Source organism: Rheinheimera hassiensis, assembly GCF_022436675.1.
Taxonomy (GTDB): domain Bacteria; phylum Pseudomonadota; class Gammaproteobacteria; order Enterobacterales; family Alteromonadaceae; genus Alishewanella; species Alishewanella hassiensis.
This window is the reverse complement of the sequence record NZ_JAKUJZ010000007.1, coordinates 274,741-295,993: the sequence shown is the minus strand read 5'-3', so window position 1 is coordinate 295,993 and position 21,253 is coordinate 274,741. Positions and strand designations below refer to the sequence as shown.

Below are 21,253 nucleotides of genomic sequence, written 5' to 3'. Positions count from 1 at the left end.
CGTTTTTGTTTGGCGCGTTGTGCCACTTCTGCTAAGTTGAAGCACAACAGCAACATAACTACACCAAATAGCTACGGGGCCATAATGAAACTACGTTACACCTTATTAAGCCTGGCTTTGCCGGGTTTATTGTCTTTGCCTGCATTGGCAGTACAGGGTTATTACCGCTCACCGGTTTTGCAGCAGGAGCAACTGGTGTTTACCGCTGAAGGCGACTTATGGCAGGGCTCGCTAAATAGCGAAAAAGCCCGGCGTATTACCAGCCATGCTGCAGAAGAAACCCAGCCGCTGTTATCGCCAGATGGTAGCCAACTGGCCTTTGTTGCCGATTATGATGGCGCGACAGAGATTTACCTGATGCCGTTAGCCGGTGGCGTAGCCAAACGTATCAGCTATGAAAACAGCCGGGTGCGTATTCAACAGTGGCTAGCCGATGGCCGTATTTTATATGCCACCGACAGCGCGGCCGGCCCGGCCAATTACTGGCTGCTGAAGACGGTTGATCCGCTAAGTTTAGCCACTGAAACCTTACCGCTGGCTGATGCCTCCGGCGGCAGCATAGACGAGCAAGGTGGTCATGTCTTTTTCAGCCGTTTTGGTTTGCAGCTTACCGGCGACAATAGCAAGGTATACCGCGGCGGTGCCATGGGTGAGCTATGGCGCTGGACCTTGGGCAGCAAAGATGAAGCCGTACTGCTAAGCAAAGGCCACAAAGGCAGCATCAGCCAGCCGCTGTTTTATCAGGGCCGGGTGTACTTTGTCAGTGATGCCGACGGTAACAGCAATATCTGGTCGGTTGCCGCTTCAGGCGGTGATTTTAAGCAGCACAGTTTTCATCAGGACTGGCGCATTGGCCGCATCAGTGTGTCAGATGGGCGTATTGTGTATCAGCTGGGTGCCGATTTACAGCTGCTACAACTGGCCGATGGCCAAAGCCGTACTTTAGCACTTGAGATACAGTCTGATTTAGTGCAACAGCGCGAACGTATTATCAGCAAACCACTGCAGTATTTTAATTCGGCTATTTATCAGGCGCAGCAGGATAACAGCGATAAAGTGGTGGTAACTGCCCGCAGCCAGATAGCGCTGGCTATGCCTGGCAAACAACGGCTGGTGCAAATTAGTACGCCGGCTGGCAGCCGTTCACGCGCGGCGGTGCTGTCTAAAGATGGTAAATGGGTCTATGCCATTAACGATCACAGTGGTGAAAATGAAATTTGGCGCTTTGCTGCCGATGGCTCAGCTAACGCGCAGCAATTAACCAAAGATGGCAGCGGGCATCGCTGGCAGTTAAAGTTATCGCCCGATGGCGACTATCTGGCGCACGATGATAAAAACGGCGATCTGTGGCTGTTGCAGCTAAGCACTGGCCGTAACAGCAAGGTATACAGTGGCGGTGTAGGCCTGGCCGGTTATGACGACATTAATTGGTCGGCCGATAGCAAGTTACTGGCATTTACGCTTAATTCCTCCAGACAAAGCCGCCCGCAGGTTGTGTTGTACAGCCTGGCTGAACAAAAAAGTGCGGTGCTGACCTCCGATAAATATACCTCCTTTGCACCGGCTTTCAGCCCCGATGGTCTCTGGCTGTATTTTGTCTCGGATCGGCAGTTTAGTGCTACTCCGGGTCACCCCTGGGGCGACAGAAACCTGGGGCCGATGTTTGACCGGCGCAGCCAGCTGTTTGCTGTTAGCCTGAAGCAGCAAGCCTGCTTTGCGTTTCGGCCGGTGCAAGAGCTGGAAAACTGTGACGACAAAGCAGCTAAAGCCAGCCTGAGCGGAAAAAAAGCGACATTAGTGGATTGGGATGGCCTTAGCGCCCGCTTGTGGCAGGTGCCGGTAGCGGCCGGTAATTATCAGCAACTGGCAGTAGCAGATAAACGGCTGTACCTGCTGGATAGCAGCAGTGGCCCGGGTAGCAAACCGGTATTAAAGCAAATTAAATTTAGCCAAACAGAAGCCAAAGCTGAGGTATTTGCCAGCGATATCGCTGATTATCAGTTAGCTGCCAATGGCAAAAAACTGTTTATGCGCAAGCACAGTAGCGAGGGCGCTGGCGCCATGTATGTAGTAGATGCCGGCGATAAAGCGCCTGCTGATCTGGCCAAAAGCCGGCTTAATATTGACAGTTGGCAGCTGAGTATTAACCCGGCAGATGAATGGCAGCAAATGTTTGCCGACGGCTGGCGCATGCATCGTGACTTTTTATTCGATAAAGGCATGCGCGGCCTGGATTGGAACGCCAGTAAAGCGAAATACCAGCCGCTGCTGGCCAGAGTGACAGACCGGCATGAACTGGATGATATTTTTGCCCAGATGATGGGCGAGCTTAATGCGTTGCACTCGCAGGTGCGCGGTGGCGAATATCGTGCTGATGAAACAGCAGCGAAAGCAGCCAGCCTGGGGGCAGAATTTAACGCTGCTAAAGAGGGGCTGGTGATTAGCCATATCTACCGCAGCGATAGCGAATTACCGGCATACGCCGCGCCACTGGCTAAACCCGGTGTTAATGCCAGGGTAGGTGATACCCTAATGGCTATTAACGGCTTGGCGATAACAGATTTACCGGGCCTGACTCAGGCACTGCGTAACCAGGCCGGTAAGCAGGTGTTGTTAACTTTGCAGCGGGGCAAACAGCAATGGCAAACAGTTGTCGAACCGGTGAGCAGCGCCAGTGATAGCATGCTGCGGTATCAGGATTGGGTATCAGCCAATCAGCAGCAGGTTGCTGATGCTACAAATAGCCAATTGGGTTATTTGCACCTGTATGCGATGGGCGCCAATGATATTGCCAACTTTGCCCGCGAGTTTTATGCCCACTATGATAAACCCGGTTTAATTATTGATGTAAGGCGCAACCGTGGCGGTAATATTGACAGCTGGATCATTGAAAAACTGTTGCGCCGGGCCTGGGCATTCTGGCAGCCGACCCAGGGTGATGCCTATAGCAATATGCAACAGGCGTTTCGTGGCCACCTGGTGGTATTAACCGACCAACTGACCTACTCAGATGGCGAAACCTTCTCTGCCGGGGTTAAAGCGCTGGGGCTTGGACCATTAATTGGTAAGCGTACTGCCGGCGCCGGTGTCTGGTTATCCGGCCGTAACCGGCTGGCCGATAACGGCATGGCACGGGTGGCGGAAACCGCTCAGTTTGCCATGGACGGACGCTGGATCATTGAAGGCTATGGCGTAACACCGGATCAGGAAGTGGATAACTTACCTTATGCCCGCTTTAACGGCAAAGATGCGCAATTAGAGCAGGCTATAGCTTACCTGCAGCAAAAATTGCAGAGCCAGCCGGTTGCGCCGCTAAGAGCACAACCTATGGCAACGCCGCTGGCGGCTGATGTTCTGCCTTAGCACATTTGGCGACAACTCCGCCCTGTATTAGCCCGGTGAGATTGCCGGGCTTTTTTTACTGCGGTATTTCACATCAGCGCTTTGCTTTTAGGCCAAGGGCAGCTATGGTGAGTAAAACAACAGAGCAGGAACCCACCTATGCCAATATCACCACAACTTAATGCTGAAATTCGCGTGTTAACCTTGTTTAATCTGGACAGTGCCATGGAGGGAATTAAAGTTCACAAATCGGCCGATACGGATACGCTGGCGGCAATCAGACGCCTGTACGACAAAGGGCTGGTCACACAGGAAGATGGCGGTTACCTGACCGATCTTGGCATTCATTGTGCCGAACATCTGCAAACGGCTTTACGCATTCTTAATGGCACGCCGCAACCGGCCTAACTCTGCTTTATGGCACTTAAGTAGTTGTTTCAGCTGATTAAGTGCCTCTGCATCCTCTTTATATAATGCTTGCTCGTATAGTGCAGTTAACTGCTTAAGGCACACATCGTGTGCCGGGTAGCGCTTAGCGCATTGCAGTAAAAATGCCGAAACAGGTAGCGATGGCGGTTTTGTCGCCAATGCCTTGCCCATATAGCGATACAGCTGTTTTGTTGCTTGTGGTGTGTTGTCAGTGCCGCTTTGTGTTAAGCGGTAATACAACAGCAATACAATGATAATGCTAAACAACGCAGCCACTGAATAAGCAATAGCAGGCAGGTGGCGGTAAAGGTTACGCCACAGCTGGCGCTGACTGGTATCGTCAAATCCCAGTACCCATACCGACCAGTAATAGTCGAGGTGCATCAGCTGCTGTCGCACATTTTGCAGTATAGCCAGCTGGCGCCAGCCCGGATCCAGTAAAGCACGCTGAGCTTCCGGCAAGGCTGAATCCAGGCTATCCAGAATACGCTCTGGTGCTACCGCTGCGGTTGGATCAAATGGCTGCCAAACGCCGTTATGTAAATATTCTACCCAGGCGTGTGCTTCACGTTGCCGTACCGCCAGATAACCTTGCTGCGGGTGCCAGTTACCGCCTTGATAGCCACCAACCACCCGCGCAGCAATACCAGCGTGGCGTAAAATAACGGCGCTGGCCGACGCATAATGGCTGCAAAAGCCGGTACGGCTGTCAAACAAAAAGGCATCAATACTATTGCTGCCAAGCGGCGGCGGGGTAAGGCTGTAATAAAATGGCTGCTGGCGAAAATGCTCTGCCAGAGCTTGCACCAGATCATGGCTTTGTGGATATTGCTGCTTGAGCTGATAGGCAAATTGCTGTGTCTGCGGGTTACCCGGCGCGGTGCGCAGGTTAAGCAGTTGCTCCTGTTCAGCTACCAGTGTGACAGGCGCAAGGCTACTGCTTACCTGATAACTTAACCGTTGGCTCACCGGCTTATTGCTGCTTAACAGCCCACTGGGGCTGATAAAAACATTACTGCTGCTACTAACTGGTGTCGCTAGGGCAAATAAGCCGGTTTGCTGGCTGGCCTCAGCAATAATGCGGTAACTCAGGCTGCTATCTGTAGCTGTATCTGCCGCGCGCTGGCGGCTGGCATTTTGCCGCAGTGCATTTACCTGCCAGCGCCTGCCATCAAAATCTTCGTATAGCCTGGCGCGCCAGTACAGCTGCTGCCGTGGTGGCAGGGCACCGTCAAATTCTACCCGAAATGCCAGGCTGTCATCTTGTACCAATTGTTCTATGCTGCCCGGATCCAGGGTATCGCTAAGGCCGGTACTGGCGATGTTAGCATTGGGGATCTGCCAGAATGGTGGCAGGCGCGGGAATAGTAAAAACATTGCCAGCCACAGTGGCAGAATAATAAGCAGGCTGCGGCCTGTCTGCGACCAGTTTACCTGGCTGACAGAGGGCGAAAACAGCCGGTAATGGCTGTACAGGTTAACGGCAAACACCAGCAAAATAAATACGGCTATCAACATGTCCTGATGCAAAATAAAGCAGCAGGCAATCAGGAAATAATGCACCCACACCAGTTGACGGGCTTCGTACAAATGCTGCAACGCCAGCAGGCGCGCGGTGGCCGCCAACAGCAAAATTTGCAGCATAAAGTGCAATACACCGGCTTGTTGAAGCTGCAAAAAGAATGTTATCGCGATAATGCCCGCCAGTACATTGACCAGTTTGAGGCTAATCGCCGCTTTGGCTCTAAATACACTGAGCAACCGGTACAGTAGCAGCAAAGCAAATATGGCAATAACCCAGCCGGCAAAGGCTTGCTGCAGTAGCAGCAACAATGAAAACTGAATGGCAGCCCAGCTCAGCAGTAAATTTTTTTGTTGCAGCATCTGTTGTGTCAGCACAGTGCCAGCTCCTGCAGGCAACGTTGTAAATGCTGCGGGCCCTTTGCCTGAGGCAGTGTCAGTGCCGGCAGTTTAAGCCCGTAACTGCTGCCTGATTGCTCCAGTTGCAATAATTGCCGGCAGGCATACCGCAATGCCCGCTCTAAGGCATCACCCGATAACGGCGGCACAACTACCCAGCTGGGCTCTGCCTGAGCAGAAAAATATTGTTGCCGGACAACCGGATTCGCCGGGTCGCGGGCCAGGCGTTTCCATACCATATGCCGCACGCTATCGCCGGCACGGTAGGGGGATAGTGTTTCACCGGCATCAGTTTTCGCTTGCTGGCTGGCATCAACGGATGAGATGTTAACCGCAGATTTATCTGCATCAGGATTGGGATAAACCCAATAGTGCTGCGCCAGTGCGATATAGCTCCAGGCGCGCCATAAACCAAACGGATACTGGCTGGTTATCTTTATACGTGGCAGGGCGTATTTACCGCGCTTTGTGCCGTTAAGGTTTAGTGTTGCGGTTGTCGCGGGCTGGCTTAGTAATACTGTTTCGTTTTGCCTTGTGTCACTGTCATTTGTGTTATCGGGCTGCACAAAATGCATGTTCAGCATCAGGTGTTTTTTATCGTCGCTAAGGTTCACTGCTGCAGTTGTTGCTTCACCGGCAAAGCCCTCTGCCGCTTGTTTACATTGCAGTGTTAAGCCACTGATATTCTGGTAAGCCAGCACAATATTGACCAAAAACACACTCAGCAATAAATAGCACAACAATAAGATCAGGTTGTTTTGATAGTTAGTGCCCAATAAATATAACAGCGTAATCAACAGCACAAACCACCAGCCATAGCGGGTTGGCAGAATAAAAATCAGCTTTTGTACCAGCCTAACCTTGTCAGCTGCCGGTTGGCGCTTATCCAGATAACGGCTGAGCAGTTGCCAGTATCGCTGATATAGCCGCTGTTTTAACGTCAGATTGGGCATGGCGTCTGTAATAACAACAACTGGCTTAACCGGCTTTCCTGGGCATCCGAAGATGGCGCCAGCCGGTGTTCAGCCACATAAGGAAACACCTGCTGTACATCTGCAGCGGTAACATAATCGCGCTGGTTAATAAGGGCGAACGCTTTGGCTGCCCGCAAAATAGCTTTTGATGCACGGGGGGAAAGTGGCAACATATCGCTGCGATGGCGGCTACTGTTAACCAGCGCCAATAAATAATCTATCAGGGCGTCTGATGCCGCTACTTTGGGCACTTGCTGCTGTAAGACACGCAGTTGCCCGGTATTGAGTTGCTCGGTGAGGAGCTCCAGCCGAGACGTACTGCTGTCGCGTTGCAGTAGCTGATGTTCAGCCTGATGATCAGGAAAGCCCAGCGACAGGCGAAACATAAAGCGGTCCAGCTGCGACTCTGGCAGTGCTGAAGTGCCGGCATGAAATAACGGGTTTTGTGTGGCAATAACAAAAAACGGCGTGGGCAGGGCGCGGGTTTCACCATCTACTGATACTTGTTTCTCTTCCATCGCTTCGAGCAGCGCGCTTTGTGTTTTCGGGCTGGCGCGGTTTATCTCGTCTGCCAGTAATACCTGGCTGAATACAGGGCCGGCCTGAAAGCGAAATTGTTGTGACCGGGCATCGTAAATGTTCATACCAACCAAATCACCAGGCAGTAAATCGCTGGTAAATTGTACCCGGCGGTAACTCAAGCCAAGGCTGTTTGCCAGGGCATGCGCCAGCGTGGTTTTTCCCATACCGGGCAAATCTTCCAGCAACAAGTGGCCTTCTGCCAGCAGGCAACATAGTGCCAGCCGGATCTGGCTGCTTTTTCCCAGAATCACCTGATTAAGGCTTTGCTCTACGTTATGCAACTGAGTTAACACCGTGGCTCCTTACTGCTGTGAGCGGAAATAACATTATGCCGTTGGTTCATACTACCTCTGCGGTGCAGAACTGCAAATAAAAAAGGCGGCCGAAGCCGCCTGCAGAACACTCTGAGCTTACTATCAGAAGTTAACAGTTAAATCTGCCGAACAAGCGTCTGTGCCTGCCAGACAAATCTTGTACGTTACCGTGGCGGCCTGTGAGTTAAAACGATCACGGTAGCTGCCGCTATTATCAATAGTCTCTACCAACTGACCATCGCGGAACAGATCTACCTCACCGGATGCACCTGTCCAGCGCAGATCAACAATGGTTGAACCGGTGCGGGTGCGCACAGAGCGTTGCAGGGTAAGTGCAATGGTGCTGTCGGTTACGGTGACTGTTTTCTCTGCGGTGTTGCTCAGGCCGGTGCTGTCAGTGGTGGTTAAGCTGACACTGTAACTGCCGCTGCTGGCATAGGTATGGCTTGGGCTGGCAGTATCGGCCTGATTGCCGTCGCCAAAATCCCAGCTCCAGCTGCTGATATCGTTATCTGCATCGGTGGAAAGATCGGTAAAGTTAACCGTTAAACCTGAAGCAACAAAGCTGAAATCAGCTACCGGTGCCACAGGGCCGGGTGGGGTATCATCGTCAGACAAGGCGCTCAGTGTCAGTGTCCAGCTATTGAGGGTGCCGGTATCCAGGCCTGCGTTATCAGACACAACCAGTGTCCAGTCGCCCTGCATGCTTTCGCCGTTAAAGCTGTCCACTTGCCAGCTTTGTACCAAATCATCTTCACTGCCACCGGTACGGTTATGCAGAGTATGTTCTGAACCCTCAGGTGAGCGCAGTTTAACCAGTAAATCACCACGCCAGGTATGGGTAATGTTTACACCTACATCAGCACCGAATACAACGCCGGTTTGTGGCACATTGATAACACTTTCTATACCGTTAGCATCATTATCCGGAATAGCCACAGCAGCGTTGTTGCTGAATGAATAATCCTGCAAGCCTTGCGGCAATATATTCAGGCTGGCATTGACCGATTTCACCAGCTCACCGGTCGCGCTGTCGACGCCAGTCACGGTAAACTGATAGCTACCCCAGTCGGTATCAGCTGAGGTTGCAACGTCCAGCGTCACAGTATCACCTGGCTGTGCCGTACTGGCAGATAAACTGACACCATCTAATGCAGGTTCTACATCTACAGTCAGGGCTACTTCGCCTGTCCATTCCGCGATATTGCCAACGTCCAGCGTGTATTGTGCGGCATCACCGGCGGTAATTTGCTGAGTACGCGGGCTGATAGACAGCTTAAATGACGGAGTAGGATCGGCTTCAACCATCGCACTGGATACATTCAGTCGTTTGCCGGATACGGTTTTACCGTCTAACGCTGGCAGGCTGTCGCCTGAGTCCATCAAAATAGCTTTCATTTCCAGCGGTGTGATTTCAGGGTTAACTGACCACAATAATGCTGCCACACCTGCCACATGAGGCGATGCCATAGAAGTACCTGAGTAGCTGGCGTAGCCGCCACCGGGCACGGTAGATAATATGGCCGAACCAGGAGCGCCAAGATCCACCGAAGTGGCACCATAGTTAGAGGCGCCATTGGTAAAAATAGATAGATCGTCATTTCTGTCGGTAGATGCAACAGATACGATAACATCAAGATCATAAGCCGCCGGGTACATTGGCGTGCTGTCTGCATCTGCGCCGTCATTGCCTGCTGCGGCAATAAACAGAATACCTGCATCGCCACCCGACTGAATTGCAGCCCTTAAGGTTTCAGAAAAAGCACCGCCACCCCAGGAGTTGTTGGTTGCTTTAATATCAACACCGTGGTTTAGTTTTAAATCAGTAAAATAGTCAATACATTCGATGGCACCTGCAGTGCTACCGCCCAAAGGCCCCAAAAACTGACAAGGTAATAAGGTTACACTCCAGTTTACGCCGGTAATGCCAACGCCATTATTTCCTGATGCACCTATAGTACCCGCTACATGAGTACCATGGCTGTCGCTGTCCATAGGATCTTGCTCAGCATTTAACGTTGAATAACCATAGGTGCTGCCTGGCAGATTACCCGGGTTTACCCAGCGGTTGTCTAAAAGATCCGGGTGGGTATAGTCCATACCGCTGTCGATTACACCAATAATAATGTCATGGCTGCCGGTAGAGATATCCCAGGCATCAACCGCTTTAATATCGGCACCTGCAGTGCCGCCGTTTTGACCTGTGTTTTGCAGGCCCCATAAATCACCGAAGCTGGGGTCATTTGGCACTGCCAAGGCATGTAACGGATAATCCGGTTCAGCTACTTCAATGGCCGGGTTTGATGCCAGTTTTTTGATCAAATGATCGCGGTTCACTCCTTTGGGCACCTGAACTTTAACAATACGACCATCTGCAACATAGCGCATTTTCATATCGCGGCCCTGTGCATCCAACTGACGCAGGCTGGCGCCATGTTGTTGAATTACAGTTTCACGCTCTTGTTTGGATACGCCATGTTTAAACATCACCAATACAGCATTGTCTGCTGAGTTTACCGTTGTGTCAGCCAGTGCATTTGCTGATAACAAGGCTGCCGCTACAGCCAATGTGATCATTTTTTTATTAGTCATAACTGTCCCCAGATTAATTAATTGTGAAAAATATGCTTATTTTTAGCACCAACTAGGAATAGCACGCAATGCAACAACTATTAAACAATTTATACAAAAATAAGCCAAATTAACTAGGTTAATAGGTGGGGTAGTTGTAAATGATATTTCATATATGTTTGTTTATTAATATTTATTTTGTTTTTAGTTGTGTTTTAAATGTTTGTAAAAATAGCTCTTTATTCCTATTGCGCCTTTTTCGTGGTGCTTTAGCCTAACTTTCGTCGTAACGATTTGAGGTGGATATTTTGCATAGTGTTAACAAAAAGCTGGCGTTAGTGAGTTTGTTGCTGATAAGCGGCAGCGTGCATGCAGATATCTCGTTGCAAATGACGTCTCTGCTTGAGCGACGGGCACTGGCAAGCGGTGTTGATATCACGCAATTGGGGGATTTGAATGTGGCCGATGTTACTCAGTCAGGCCAGGCTCATTATGCCGTGCTGTTGCAACAAGGTGTGCTGAATCAAATTTTGTTGCAGCAAACCGGTTATGGCCATCAGGCTGAGCTGATGCAAACCGGCAACAATAACATTGCCAACATCATTCAAAGTGGTGAAAGCAATCTGATCCGGGTAGAGCAGTGGGGCAACAGAGAGTTGTCCATTGAGCAAAGCGGTGTGGGAGAGCGTATTTCTATCGTCCAGTACTGACAACGCTGCACTGTTGCAGTAACACTACCCAATTAAAAATGAAAAAATAAATTAATAAACAACAATGAGTTAGGGAGAATCAGATGAAAGGTCTAATTTCACGTAAACATATACTTGGCCTTACGGTTGCGCTGGCAATGTCAGCACCGGCAATGGCTGTCAGCAATGAAGTTATTATTAACCAGACATCGGCAGCAGCGGTTGAAGGCAACCTGGCTGAAGTGACACAAAGCGGCGAAGTCAGCCTTGCTGTTATTGACCAAAACGGTAGCATCAATACGGCCAGTGCTACCCAGGATGGTGTCTGGCTGGAGGCTTATCACTTTGTTAGCGGCAATGATAACCAAACCCGCACCGAACAGTTAACTGACTGGCATATCGCTTATATAGATATTGTTGGCGATGAAAATACCGTAAGCATGACGCAAGATGGCTTTTACAATGTTGCTGAAGCGGTTATTACCGGCAATATCAATGATGCCGCCGTGTTACAACTTGGCGAGTTAAATGAAACCTTTATCAACATTACCGGTAACAGCAACCTGGTCGAAACAAGCCAGGAAGGTAATGCTAACTGGGCCAATGCCGGTTTCAGTGGTGATGACAACAGCTTGTTCAGTGTACAGGTTGGCGATAACAACGAAGCCGGTATGTTTAATCTGGCCGGTAACCGCAATACTTTTGAAGCCGAACAAACCGGTAATGCTAACGTTGGCGGTATTGTGGGTGTAAGCGGCGACAACAATAGCACTTTCGTGCAGCAGCAAGGCGACGGAAACGTTTTTATCCTGTCTAATCTGACGGGCGATGATAATCTGATTGACGTGTATCAGGATGGTAACGCTAACCAGTTTCTGCTTGACCCGTTACAGGGCGAGCAAAATCTGGTGCTAATTGATCAGCGTGGTGATGGCAACCTTATTGAAGCACCGCTTGGCTTAGTAGGTAACGACAACCAAATTGATATCTGGCAAGACGGTAATCTTAACACCGCTTTATTTGCTACTGATGGCGATGGCCATAACGTAGAAGTTATTCAGCGCGGCGACGGTAACACCGCTGAACTGGCGCTGGTAGGTAGTGATAACAGCGCTACAATTTACAGCCGGGGCGACGATAATATTGCCGCTGCAGGCTTAGGTGGTGCTGGCAATAGTGCAGATATACAGCAATTAGGTGATACCAACTTTGCTGTGGTTGACGTGCTGGGTGATGACAACGATTTTTACATTGATCAGTCAGGTTCTGCCAATGAGTTGCTGATAACCAGCGATGTAGCTGTTAATGGTAACAGCGCAAACGTAGAGCAAAGCGGCGATATTAACCTGGTTGACGTGTTAATTGCCGGTAATGCCAACACACTGGATATATTACAATCAGGCAGTGGCAACTGGGTAGCCGGTGATAACGGTTATTTTGCCTTAGGTGGTAACGACGGCCTGGTGTCTATTACCCAGAACGGCAATGACAACCTGGTGCTGGGCAGCCAGTCAGGCCAGGGCAACCTGATGAGCGTCACGCAAAATGGCGATTTCAATACCGCCATCGTAGTACAAAACTAAGGCCTTGGCTCAGGCGGCCTGGCTGTCTGAGCCCGCTTTATTAAGCCTGCTATGAAATTACTTTTTATTCTGTTGCTGGCCTGCGGCCTGAGCTTGCCGCTGGCCGCTGCCGATATTGAGCTGGAAGGACTGGTGCTTGATCGCACCATTTCGCGTTTTGGTAAAGACTTTACCTATTACTATGCCGGTTACTGGCGCGATATGCCGGGAACTGATGGTATTACGGTGGTGGTTTATGAACAGGTATACCCGCAAGCCGGCACGTTCTTGTGGGTAGAAATGAACCAGAGCCGGGTATATCAGACCTATTTCGGCCGGCGCTATAACGACGTCAAACAAATGGCTGAACAAGCCATTCTTTTAAGTATTAACGAGTTAGCCAATATACAAACTGCGCGTATGCTGGGTGACCCACAGAGCAATGAGCTGTGAAAGGATTAAAAATGAAGTGGATATTTCTGCTGTTATTCATGCTAAGCGCCGGTATTCAGGCAACTGAACTGGTATATACACCGATAAACCCGAGTTTTGGCGGTAATGCATTAAATGGTAATTTTTTACTGCAAAAAGCCCAAAGCCAAAATGCCCATACTGCAGCTAATCCGGGCCAGTCTTTTGTTGATAAGTTTCGTGACGCTTTAGAGCGTAATATTATTAACTCGCTTACCCGGCGCATAGCCGACGGCGAGCTGGTCGAAGGGGTATATAATACTGGCGAGTTTCTGGTTGAAGTTGTTACCGACACCGACGGCAGTGTAATAGTTAATATTACCAACCTTGATAGCGGTGAAGTGACCATTATTACTATTCCGGTAATTGGAGGATAAATGAAAGCAGTATTTTTCCTTACCGTTGCCTTGCTTAGCGGCTGTTCGTTATTACCCAAACCGGCAATTAATATCTCTGCTGCCAGCATTGACGCACCAAGTGCCTTGATGCAGGAGTTACAGCAAGGTAACAGACCCAGGCTGGCTATTCCGGTGTCGGTATACACCTTTCGTGATCAAACCGGGCAATATAAGCCTCAGGCAAATGTTTCCAGTTTCTCAACTGCCGTCACTCAGGGCGCAACCTCGATACTGACTCAAACCTTACTGGACAGTGGCTGGTTTGCACCGCTTGAGCGTGAAGGGCTGCAAAACCTGCTGACAGAGCGCAAAATTCATGGCTCGAATAAAAAAGCGGCTGAACTGCCACCGCTAAAAGAAGCCCGTTTACTGTTTGAAGGCGGTATTATCAGTTATGAAACCAACCTGACTACCGGCGGTATTGGCGCGGAATACTTTGGTGTTGGCGCGTCTGAGCTATACCGGGAAGATCAGGTCACCATTTATCTGCGTGCAGTAGATGTGCATACCGGCCAGGTGCTGTTGTCTGTTGCCAGTAATAAGAAGGTATTTTCGCAGGAGCTGCGGGCTGGGCTATTTCGTTATGTCTCATTAAATCGTTTATTGGAAGCTGAAGGCGGTTACTCAACCAACGAGCCGGTGCAGTACTGTGTGAAGCAGGCTATTGAAACCGCCGTTGCTGAACTGATAAGCCAGGGCCAGCAACGTGGGTTTTGGCGGGCAGATACTCAGGCTGGCCTTACCAGCGAAGGGTGATCATTCCTACCGGGCTGCTGCAGCCAGCGCAGCAGCTCTACACGGTTTCTGGCCTGCGTTTTACGGAAAATAGATGACATATGGGCTTTTACAGTGTGAGCACTGATATTAAGGTTGTCGGCAATTTCTTTATTACGCGAGCCTTCAGCCACCAGTTGAATAATACGTTTTTCTTGCCTGGTTAACAGGCTACTGTCTGTTACATGGCGTTGCCCGGCATTGGTGTTCAGCTTTTGCAACAAGAGTTCATCCAGCAATTCGGACATCACCGGCCGGGCATAATATAACTGGCCGTCCATCATGGTTTTCAAGGCGGTTAGTACCCGGTCTAACTGCTCGTCGCGGTATATGGCACCACGAATACCGTTAACTAATGCCTGGGTGGGGTTAAGCAAGGCACGTTCAGCCTGAAAAAAGAATAAAGGCGCTTTTTGCAGCAAACATTGCAGTTCTACTGACATGCCTTTTTTATTTAAATCTATACCATGGTAAGGGCAGGCCAGTAAGGTGCCGCCTTTAAGTTGCGGCATTTGTAATACATCTGAACGACTTTGTTGTTGCACTTTAATGCCGACAGACTGTGCCAGCAGTGAAATATTGTGTACAGTTTCCTGCTCCGTCAGCACGATAAGTTTGACAAACTTATCCATTTACTTCTCTCCGAAAAACAATCAAATTCTCCCGTCAGCAAACGTCATACTGAACCTGTGTTTAGCATTATGCAACCATTTAACGTTCAGCTCAAAGCGTGCTAGCATAGCAAAATTGACTTACAGGGAGTTGTTATGCCAAGGAAAATCTTATTTGTTTGTCTAGGGAATATCTGCCGTTCGCCCACAGCTCATGCGGTTATGCGTTATAAAGCGGCTCAATATGCCATGGCGGTTGAAATAGAATCGGCGGGCACCAGCGCCTCCCATCGTGGTGAAGCTGCAGACCCGCGCAGTGTGCGGGAGGGGCAGGCGAAAGGTTATAAATTTAACGGCATAACATCCAGGCCGGTAAAAGAACAGGATTTTGCCTATTACGACCTGATCCTGGCAATGGATAAGGACAATTTACAGGAGTTAAGCCGTCGTTGCCCGCCAGAGCAGCAGCATAAGCTGCAGTTATTTTTGCAATACCACCCAGAGTTTCCGGCCATAACTGAAGTACCTGATCCCTATTATGGCGGCAGCCGGGGCTTTGAGCTGGTATTGCAGCTGATTGAACAAGGTTGTGATGGCTTGGTGGACTTTCTGGCAGATTAACGCTTTGGCTTGATGTAACTGAGCAAAACAACAGCAGTTTTTCACCCGCAGATAAAATTGTCATAAATTATGCCATGTTCAGCATTGAATTTACGTCCAGAAGTCTATAACTTGCATGGCAATTCATCAGACATAGGAAAATCATCGTGACCACCTGGACGCCTCAAAGCTGGCGCAGCTTACCCATCCAACAGCAACCAAGCTATAAGGATCAGGATTTGCTACACCGTGTTGAACAGCAATTACATAAATATCCGCCGCTGGTGTTTGCCCAGGAAACGCGGGATCTGTTTAGCCAGCTCGGTCAGGTTGCTGAAGGTCAGGGTTTTTTATTACAAGGTGGCGACTGCGCCGAAAGCTTTAACGATTTTAACGCACCTAAAATTCGCGACACCTTTAAAGTACTGCTGCAAATGGCGGTGGTACTGACGTTTGCCGGTGGTTTGCCGGTAGTAAAGGTCGCCCGTATGGCAGGGCAATATGCCAAGCCGCGTTCAAGTGATCTGGAAACGATTAATGGTGTGTCTTTGCCAAGCTACCGCGGAGACATCGTTAACAGCTTTGAGTTTACTGAAGCTGCGAGGTTGCCAGACCCAAACCGGTTAACCACGGCTTATCATCACTCAGCTGCTACGCTGAATTTACTACGCGCTTTTGCTCAGGGCGGTCTGGCCGATTTACATCAGGTTAGTAAGTGGAATATGGGCTTTGTTGAGTCTAACCCGCTAAAAGATCGCTATCAGGATGTCGCCCAGCGTATTCAGGAAGCGCTGCGCTTTATGGAAATCTGCGGAATTACCGGACAAAATTCGCCATCTATCCGTGAAACCCAGTTGTATACATCGCATGAAGCCTTGTTGCTAAACTACGAAGAAGCGCTGACAAGGCGTGATTCATTAACCGGTGACTGGTATGACTGCTCGGCCCACATGGTGTGGATTGGCGAGCGTACGCGTCAGTTGGATCATGCGCATATTGAATTTTTCCGTGGCATTCACAACCCGGTTGGCGTAAAAGTGGGCCCGGGTATGCAACCGGACGATCTGATCCGCTTAATTGATGCACTTAACCCGAACAATGTCGCAGGGCGCCTAACCCTGATCACCCGTATGGGCGCCGACAAACTGGCTGATAAATTACCTGCTTTAGTACGTAAAGTGCAGCAGGAAGGCCGTAAAGTGGTGTGGAGTTCAGATCCGATGCACGGCAATACGGTAAAAGCGAGCAACGACTACAAAACCCGTGATTTTGAAGCCATCTTACGCGAAATCCGTAATTTCTTTGCGGTGCACAAAGCAGAAGGCAGCCATGCCGGCGGTATCCACCTGGAAATGACCGGTGAGCATGTAACCGAATGTACCGGCGGTGCTTATGGCTTGAGTGAGCACGATTTGGGTAAACGCTACTTCACCCAGTGCGATCCGCGGTTAAATGCTGATCAGGTACTGGAATTAGCCTTCCTGATTGCCGATACTCTACGCACTGCGCGTAAATAATCACGCGCTCAAAGGAGCGTAAGTGTTATCAGGACAACAAGCTCAGGATGACGCTGGCCAGTATTCTACTGCTGGCCAGCGTTATTGTATCGGCATAGTGGGGGCAGGCAGTGTGGGCTGCTATCTTGGTGCTTACTTATGCCAGGACAGTGCGCTGGATGTTAAATTTTTCGGTCGCGAAACCATGGCACTGGAACTGGCCGCTAATGGTTTAAGCGCCACCTCCTGTGATCATCAGGCCTATTTTGCCCAGCCCGTCGCATTTTATAGCTCACTTAACAGCCTTATTGAGTGCGATGTGGTGCTACTGACAGTAAAAGCCCCCGCATTAGTGCCGATGCTGACCCAGCTAAAACGTTTTTTACGCCCTGAAGTACCGGTGGTCGCAATGCAAAACGGTATTGGCATTGGTGAAATGTTAACTCAGGATTTGGCTAATCCGGTATTGCGCGCCATAGTGCCGTTTAACGTAGTAAAAAACCGCGCTGGTCAGTTTCATCGCGCCACCGCGGGTAACATTGTCTGGCAGCAAAGCCAGCATACAGCGGTAAATTACGTCATTAGCGTGTTTAATCATTTGCAGTTACCGGTGCAACTGACCACAGATATTACGGCTGCCGAATACGGTAAACTGTTGCTTAACCTTAACAACGCACTAAATGCGATCAGTAATGTCCCGCTGAAACAGCAGCTGTTGGACACAGACTGCCGTTTGCTACTTGCAATGGCCATGCAGGAATGGTTGGCGATATGCAGTAAAGCAAAAATCCGGCCGGTGCCGTACACCAGATTGCCTAACGCTATGCTGCCCTGGTTATTACGTTTGCCGACCATATTGTTCCGCCGCATTGCCGCTAAGATGCTGGCGATGGATGAACAAGCGCGCTCGTCAATGTGGGACGATATTCAGGCGAAAAAGCGCACAGAAATCATGTTTTTAAATGGTGCAGTGGTGCGGATGGGCCAGCTTTTTCAGCTACCCACGCCGGTGAATACCTTACTGGTTGAGCAAATAAAACGGCTGGAAAGCGGCGAAGCTGAGCCGCTTTCGATCCATGAAATGCTGCAGCAGGTTGGGCGGCACAGTTAATATTTATGCCGTTTAAGCCCGGTCTTGGCGATAATTTTCGCTGATATTTCTTCAATCGACAGGTGTGTGGAGTTTAAGAACGGGATTTGTTCGCGCTGATATAAGTTTTCTACCTCGGCCAGCTCCAGCTGGCACTGACGCAGTGACGCATAGCGGCTATTGGCACGGCGCTGCTCGCGAATTTGGCTTAAGCGCTCTGCGGTAATGGTTAAGCCAAACAGCTTACTCTTGTTACGCTTTAACACCTCGGGCAAATGTAGTTGCTGCATATCCTCCTCCACAAACGGGTAGTTTGCCGCTTTAATACCGTATTGCAGTGCCAGGTACAGGCTGGTCGGGGTTTTGCCTGAGCGGCTTACGCCCACCAGAATAATGTCGGCCTGATCAAAATTTTTCAGGTTAGAACCATCATCATTGGCCAGGGCAAAATTAACCGCATCAATACGGAAATCATAACTTTGTTCATGGATACTGTGAGTTCGGTGGGTTTTTGGCACCGGTGCCACGCCAAGCTCGCGCTGGATTGGCTCGACAAAGGTATTGAGGAAGTCATAACAGACGCCATTACTGCTGTTAATAATCTGCCGTAACCGGTCATCAACAAAGGTTTGAAAGATTAATGGCCGTTGCCCCGTTGTTTTATAACGATCGTTAATACGCTGTTTTACCTGCTCCGCCATATCGGCAGTTTCAACAAACGGGATGGTAACATGCTCAAATTGTGCAGGAAAAAGAGTAAGTAAGGCGTGGCCAAACACTTCTGCGGTAATGGCGGTTCCATCTGAAATATAAAAGGCTGTACGCACCGAAAACTCCGTTTTGTTGTTATAAAATTACATTGAAATTAAGGTTTTAATTAGCCCTGACGCCAGTGTAAAATCGTCTGGCCCTGTAATGCTGGATGTAAGCTTACACGCCATACGACAAAAATTGGAGACGAACTGTGCAAGAATTTGTGATTTGGTATGAAAACCTGGGAATGCACGATGTAAACCGGGTGGGGGGCAAAAATGCCTCACTGGGTGAAATGATCAGTAATCTGGCTAATGCCGGGGTACAGGTACCGGGTGGCTTTGCTACCACAGCCTACGCTTTTAACCAATTTCTTGAACAAAGCGGCGTTAATGAGCGCATTTATCAACTGCTCGACGGCCTGGATGTCGACGATGTAACTGCACTGGCTAAAGCTGGTGCCCAAATACGCCAATGGGTTATCGATACACCGTTTCAACCGGAGTTAGAGCAGGCCATTCGCCAGGCTTACCAACAACTGCACCCGGACGCAGCGCAGGATGTGTCTTTTGCCGTACGTTCATCAGCAACCGCCGAAGATATGCCTGATGCGTCTTTTGCCGGCCAGCAGGAAACCTTCTTAAACGTGCGCGGCTATGATGCCGTGATCATTGCTATTAAACATGTGTTTGCCTCGTTATTTAACGACCGCGCCATTTCTTATCGTGTGCATCAGGGCTATGACCACCGTGGTGTGGCGTTATCAGCTGGCGTACAGAAAATGGTGCGCTCTGATTTAGCCTCATCAGGCGTCATGTTCAGCATTGATACTGAGTCGGGCTTTAAAGAAGTGGTGTTTATTACTTCTTCTTACGGCTTAGGTGAAATGGTAGTGCAAGGCGCCGTTAACCCGGACGAATTCTATGTGCACAAACCGACACTGGCGGCCGGCCGGCCGGCGGTGGTAAAACGCAATTTAGGCAGTAAGAAAGTCGAGATGATTTACTCCGGCGAGCAAGGCCATGGCAAGCAGGTTAAGGTGGTGGATATTGAACCACAGCGCAGCCGGCAGTTCTCGTTAACTGATGCCGAAGTAGAAGAGCTGGCCAAACAAGCCGTTATTATTGCTAAGCACTATGGCCGCGCGATGGATATTGAGTGGGCCAAAGATGGTAACGACGGCAAGTTGTATATCGTGCAGGCGCGGCCGGAAACGGTAAAAAGCCGCGAAGACAGCAACAGCATGGAACGCTTCCAACTATTGGCGAAAGCGCCGGTGTTGGTCGAGGGCCGTGCTATCGGTCAGCGTATTGGCGCCGGTACTGCTAAGGTGCTTAAAGGCATAGAGCAGATGGACCAAATTCAGCCGGGCGATGTGTTAGTAACTGACATGACCGATCCGGACTGGGAGCCGATCATGAAGCGGGCGTCGGCTATTGTTACCAATCGCGGTGGCCGTACCTGCCATGCGGCCATTATTGCCCGCGAGCTGGGTATTCCGGCAGTAGTGGGGTGTGGCGATGCTACGGCAAAAATTAAAACCGGTCAGCAGGTTACCGTATCTTGTGCCGAAGGCGATACCGGCTTTATCTATGACGGTAAACTGGAATATAAAGTCGTCAGCAGCCGCGTTGATCAAATGCCAAAGCTGGATTTGAAAATAATGATGAACGTCGGCAATCCTGAGCGGGCATTCTCGTTTGCCAAGTTGCCGCACGCCGGTATTGGTCTGGCACGGCTGGAGTTTATTATTAACCGTATGATTGGCGTGCACCCTAAGGCATTGCTGAATTTTGATGCGCAGACCCCCGAGCTTAAAGCAACCATCAGTGAGATGATTGCCGGTTATGCCGACCCGGTCGAATTTTACATTGCCAAGCTGACTGAAGGCATTGCCACTTTAGCCTGTGCTTTTGCGCCGCAAAAAGTGATAGTGCGGATGTCTGATTTTAAATCAAACGAATACGCTAACTTAGTTGGTGGACGCCAGTATGAACCGCACGAAGAAAACCCGATGATCGGCTTTCGTGGCGCCTCGCGCTATATCTCTAAAGATTTCCGCGATTGCTTTGCCTTAGAAGTAGAGGCATTAAAACGGGTACGCAATGTGATGGGCTTTACCAATGTAGAGGTGATGATCCCGTTTGTACGCACCCTGGGCGAAGCCAGCAGCGTAATTGATTTATTGGCAGAGCACGGTTTAAAACGTGGCGACAACGGTCTACGCGTGATTATGATGTGCGAGCTTCCCTCTAACGCCTTGCTGGCAGAGGAGTTTTTAGAATACTTCGATGGTTTCTCAATTGGTTCGAACGACCTAACCCAGTTAACTCTGGGGCTGGACAGAGACAGCGGCCTGATAGCTCACTTGTTTGACGAGCGTAACCCGGCGATTTACAAATTGCTGGAAATGGCCATTAAAACCTGTAAAGCCAAAGGGAAATACATTGGTATTTGTGGCCAGGGCCCGTCTGATCATGAAGACTTTGCTGCCTGGTTAATGCAGCAGGGCATCGACAGTGTATCGCTGAACCCGGATACCGTGCTGGAAACCTGGCTATATCTGGCCGAGAAGTATGGCTCACAACACGGTAAACAATAATCTGTTTTTTCGCAGACGAAGCCCCTAAACAGGGGCTTTTTTATGCCTGCTGCACGGTATGGCATCACTTTGATA

At 49.8% G+C, this 21,253-nt stretch carries 17 protein-coding genes; 11 read left to right on the top strand and 6 right to left on the bottom strand.

Features of this window, described 5'->3' with window-relative positions:
• The first annotated feature begins 84 nt into the window (after nt 1–84).
• Both MJX74_RS16710 and MJX74_RS16705 read left to right on the top strand, forming a co-directional pair.
• Nucleotides 85–3,363: a S41 family peptidase gene (locus tag MJX74_RS16710; RefSeq protein ID WP_240224178.1), complete on the top strand. Its 3,279-nt coding sequence runs from the start codon at nt 85–87 to the stop codon at nt 3,361–3,363.
• 138 nt (nt 3,364–3,501) lie between these two features.
• Nucleotides 3,502–3,750, top strand: coding sequence for a TIGR02647 family protein (locus tag MJX74_RS16705; protein ID WP_240224177.1), 249 nt, complete (start codon nt 3,502–3,504; stop codon nt 3,748–3,750).
• On the opposite strand, the gene MJX74_RS16700 is transcribed toward MJX74_RS16705, so the two are convergent.
• The 4 genes from MJX74_RS16700 to MJX74_RS16685 form a co-directional block, all read right to left on the bottom strand.
• Nucleotides 3,715–5,670 (bottom strand): transglutaminase TgpA family protein, encoded by a 1,956-nt coding sequence (locus MJX74_RS16700; RefSeq protein ID WP_240224176.1) that lies wholly within the window; start codon nt 5,668–5,670, stop codon nt 3,715–3,717. The genes MJX74_RS16705 and MJX74_RS16700 overlap by 36 nt on opposite strands.
• The gene (locus tag MJX74_RS16695; RefSeq protein ID WP_240224175.1) at nt 5,664–6,644 is read right to left on the bottom strand and encodes a DUF58 domain-containing protein; all 981 of its coding nucleotides are present in this window, start codon (nt 6,642–6,644) and stop codon (nt 5,664–5,666) included. The genes MJX74_RS16700 and MJX74_RS16695 overlap by 7 nt, the downstream gene beginning before the upstream one ends.
• Nucleotides 6,632–7,540: an AAA family ATPase gene (locus MJX74_RS16690; protein WP_240224174.1), complete on the bottom strand. Its 909-nt coding sequence runs from the start codon at nt 7,538–7,540 to the stop codon at nt 6,632–6,634. Before MJX74_RS16690 ends, MJX74_RS16695 begins: the two co-directional genes overlap by 13 nt.
• Nucleotides 7,541–7,663: 123 nt before the next feature.
• Nucleotides 7,664–10,153, bottom strand: coding sequence for a S8 family serine peptidase (locus MJX74_RS16685; protein WP_240224173.1), 2,490 nt, complete (start codon nt 10,151–10,153; stop codon nt 7,664–7,666).
• Nucleotides 10,154–10,440: 287 nt separating this feature from the next.
• On the opposite strand from MJX74_RS16685, the gene MJX74_RS16680 reads away from it, so the two are divergent.
• The 5 genes from MJX74_RS16680 (at nt 10,441) to MJX74_RS16660 (ending at nt 14,008) form a co-directional block, all read left to right on the top strand.
• Complete coding sequence (locus MJX74_RS16680) at nt 10,441–10,842, top strand: curlin subunit CsgB (protein ID WP_240224172.1); 402 nt, start codon at nt 10,441–10,443, stop codon at nt 10,840–10,842.
• A gap of 83 nt (nt 10,843–10,925) precedes the next feature.
• Nucleotides 10,926–12,404: a hypothetical protein gene (locus tag MJX74_RS16675; RefSeq protein ID WP_240224171.1), complete on the top strand. Its 1,479-nt coding sequence runs from the start codon at nt 10,926–10,928 to the stop codon at nt 12,402–12,404.
• A gap of 51 nt (nt 12,405–12,455) precedes the next feature.
• A complete protein-coding gene (locus tag MJX74_RS16670) occupies nt 12,456–12,836 on the top strand; it encodes a curli production assembly/transport protein CsgE (RefSeq protein ID WP_068237849.1) in 381 nt (126 codons plus the stop codon).
• 11 nt (nt 12,837–12,847) lie between these two features.
• Complete coding sequence (locus MJX74_RS16665; protein ID WP_240224170.1) at nt 12,848–13,231, top strand: curli assembly protein CsgF; 384 nt, start codon at nt 12,848–12,850, stop codon at nt 13,229–13,231.
• On the top strand, nt 13,232–14,008 hold the full coding sequence (locus MJX74_RS16660) for a CsgG/HfaB family protein (protein ID WP_068237856.1): 777 nt from the start codon (nt 13,232–13,234) through the stop codon (nt 14,006–14,008).
• On the opposite strand, the gene MJX74_RS16655 is transcribed toward MJX74_RS16660, so the two are convergent.
• Entirely contained in the window at nt 13,981–14,658 is a 678-nt protein-coding gene (locus tag MJX74_RS16655) for a helix-turn-helix transcriptional regulator (protein ID WP_240224169.1), read from the bottom strand. The two genes, MJX74_RS16660 and MJX74_RS16655, sit on opposite strands and share 28 nt — an antisense overlap.
• 135 nt (nt 14,659–14,793) lie before the next feature.
• On the opposite strand from MJX74_RS16655, the gene MJX74_RS16650 reads away from it, so the two are divergent.
• The 3 genes from MJX74_RS16650 to MJX74_RS16640 all read left to right on the top strand — a co-directional run bounded on the left by MJX74_RS16650 (nt 14,794) and on the right by MJX74_RS16640 (nt 17,844).
• Complete coding sequence (locus tag MJX74_RS16650; protein ID WP_275692814.1) at nt 14,794–15,258, top strand: low molecular weight protein-tyrosine-phosphatase; 465 nt, start codon at nt 14,794–14,796, stop codon at nt 15,256–15,258.
• A 146-nt stretch (nt 15,259–15,404) separates the two neighbouring features.
• Nucleotides 15,405–16,754, top strand: a complete 1,350-nt coding sequence (locus MJX74_RS16645; RefSeq protein ID WP_068237865.1) for a class II 3-deoxy-7-phosphoheptulonate synthase — start codon at nt 15,405–15,407, stop codon at nt 16,752–16,754.
• Between the two features lie 22 nt (nt 16,755–16,776).
• Nucleotides 16,777–17,844, top strand: a complete 1,068-nt coding sequence (locus MJX74_RS16640) for a 2-dehydropantoate 2-reductase (protein ID WP_240224165.1) — start codon at nt 16,777–16,779, stop codon at nt 17,842–17,844.
• On the opposite strand, the gene ppsR is transcribed toward MJX74_RS16640, so the two are convergent.
• Nucleotides 17,841–18,650: a posphoenolpyruvate synthetase regulatory kinase/phosphorylase PpsR gene (ppsR, locus tag MJX74_RS16635; protein WP_240224163.1), complete on the bottom strand. Its 810-nt coding sequence runs from the start codon at nt 18,648–18,650 to the stop codon at nt 17,841–17,843. The genes MJX74_RS16640 and ppsR overlap by 4 nt on opposite strands.
• Nucleotides 18,651–18,787: 137 nt before the next feature.
• Here ppsR and ppsA point away from each other — a divergent pair, with 137 nt between their 5' ends.
• Nucleotides 18,788–21,178 (top strand): phosphoenolpyruvate synthase, encoded by a 2,391-nt coding sequence (ppsA, locus tag MJX74_RS16630; protein ID WP_240224161.1) that lies wholly within the window; start codon nt 18,788–18,790, stop codon nt 21,176–21,178.
• Nucleotides 21,179–21,253: the final 75 nt, after the last annotated feature.